At 66.6% G+C, this 2,516-nt stretch carries 1 protein-coding gene; it reads left to right on the top strand.

Translation table 11 applies throughout. From position 1 onward, the window contains the following. Positions 1 to 537: 537 nt before the first annotated feature. On the top strand, positions 538 to 2,516 hold a 1,979-nt coding region (locus GF405_01170), incomplete at its 3' end, for a Na-K-Cl cotransporter (GenBank protein MBD3366767.1).

Here is a 2,516-nt window from a genome sequence, read left to right as displayed (position 1 = left end):
CGCGTGCTGCTCGCGAGTGGATACCCGGGCAAGACGTCGGGTCCGTGCAATCCGTACGAGAGGGGCTATCCGTTCCTCTCGAAGCCCTACTCTATCCGAGGGCTTGTCGACAAGGTCCGAAGCATCCTGTGCTGAGGACGCCGCGTCCGACACGTCCCGCGCGGTCGCGATCTCGAGGCCGGACCACGCGACCGCGATGCCGAACGCGCCGACGTTCCGGTGCTCGCGACCGTCGCGGAGCCTGCGTCATCCCCCACCCCTCAGACCGCCCCCGCCTCCGATGGACCCCATGCCTGTGATGAGACCTGAGACGATCCTTGAGCGTGGACCGGACTCCCCCAAGCTACCGTAGCGGCCGGCACAGGGTTGAGTGCTCCGACCGCAACGAGCGGGCGGGTGTGAAGTCCGGCGCTCCGCGTGTGCGCCTCCCTGTCCCAACCAACCGAGATGCGATCGCCGTGCGATGGAGGTGTGAGACGACCTGCGTCCAGTCGAGCTCGACGGCCAGGCGCATGACGGCGCTGACGGTCGTGGGGAATGGGATTGCTCCGGCGAATTGGTAAGCGTATACATCATATCATCAGAAATCATAAGAGCGAAGCGTGGGCATACGCATCTGATGCGGAGGGCGTTGTGGTCGAGAACGAGCAGTCCGGGCAGAACGAACAGGAACCGAGGGCGGAGGGGGAATCTCCTCCCGTAGAGTCCGAGGACACACTGGACGAACAGGTTCGCGAGGAGAAGCGCGTCGAACGTCGCGGCTTCGGTACGTTCGAGGGCGTCTTCGTTCCCACGCTCCTCACGATCCTCGGCGTCATCATGTACCTCCGCGCAGGCTGGGTCGTGGGCAACGCCGGCGTCATAGGCGCGTGGCTCATCATTGTCATCTCATTCGGCGTCACGTTCTTCACCGGGCTTTCGCTCTCCTCGATCGTCACGAACATCCGCGTCGGCGCGGGCGGAGCGTTCTCGATCATCGCGCACGCCCTCGGCCTCGAGGTCGGCGGCAGCATCGGACTGCCGCTCTACCTCTCCCAGACGCTCGCGGTGGCCCTCTACATCTTCGGATTCCGCACCGGCTGGCTCTGGCTCTTCCCCTCCCACCCCGCTCTCTACGTCGATCTCGGGGTCTTCGTCGTGCTCTTCGCCGTCGCCTACGTGAGCGCGGGATTCGCCTTCCGCATCCAGTTCGTGGTCCTGGCGGTGATCGTGGCTTCGCTCATCTCGGTCGCGGCGGCCGCGTTCTCCGGCGAGGGTCTGACCGAACCTGTCCAGTGGTGGGGAACTTTCCAGGGAGGGCCGCAGTCACCCGCGGGCGGCATCTCGTTCTGGGGTGTCTTCGCCGTCTTCTTCCCGGCGGCGACCGGCATCATGGCCGGGGTCAACATGTCCGGGGAGCTCAGGAACCCGCGCCGGGCAATCCCCCTGGGAACGCTCTCCGCGATCGGCGTCAGTCTGGCCGTCTACCTCTGGCTGGCCTTCTGGCTGGCGCGGTCGGCCTCCCCGGAGGCGCTCCGCGGGAGCTACACCGCGCTCATCGACAACGCCGCCTGGCCCAGGCTCGTGCTCGCGGGCCTGCTCGGCGCGACGTTTTCCTCCGGACTCGCCTCGATCGTTGGGGCCCCCCGTATCCTGCAGGCGCTCGGTGACCACGGCATCGTGCCCGGCTCCCACTGGTTCGCGAGGCTCGGGAGCAACAAGGAGCCGCGAAACGCGCTCGTGGCCACCGGCGTCGTCGTGTTCGGCGCACTGATGCTGAGAGAGCTGAACGCGGTGGCCCCGCTCATCACCATGTTCTTCCTGATCACGTATGCCATGATCAACATGGTCGTTCTCCTCGAGCAGAGCCTCGGCCTCGTCAGCTTCAGGCCGCTCGTTCGCGTCCCGATCTTCGTCCCGGCCGTGGGGGGCTTCGGCAGCTTCGTTGTCATGTTCATCGTGAACCCGACGTTCAGCCTGATCGCCGCCCTCATCGTCCTCGGCATGTACTGGTTCCTCGTGCGTCGCGAACTCAAGGCTCCGTTCGGCGATGTGCGCAGCGGGCTCTTCGTCGCCGTCGCTGAGTGGTCCGCGAAGCGCGTCGCCCGGCTCGGCGCGCCGAGCGAACGCGTCTGGCGGTCGAACGTCATCGTCCCGGTCGAACGGATCGAGGACATCCGGGGCCTCTACCGGCTCGTCTGGAACATCGCGTACAAGCGCGGCTCGGTGAAGCTCCTCGGTCTGGCGAAGATGGGCGAGGGCGACGAACTCGCCGAGGAGCTGCCGCGGCTCGAGGAGTCCCTGCGGGACGAGGGCGTCTTCACGTCGTCGACCGTCGTGGAGGCAGGCACCTTCGGCGAGAACCTGATGGCCAGTCTCGAGGCGATGAGCGGCACGATCTTCAGACCGAACGTCCTGCTCGTGAGAACGCCGGACTCCGATGAGCGCAGAGAGGAGCTCTCGGTCGTCATCGAGAGAGCACGCGAGAAGCGGGTCGGCGTGCTGCTCCTGTCGGAGCACGCGCGCGCCGGCCTCGG

The sequence above is a fragment of the Candidatus Effluviviaceae Genus V sp. genome (assembly GCA_014728125.1).
Lineage (GTDB): Bacteria > Joyebacterota > Joyebacteria > Joyebacterales > Joyebacteraceae > WJMD01.
This window is presented reverse-complemented; position numbering and strand designations above follow the sequence as displayed.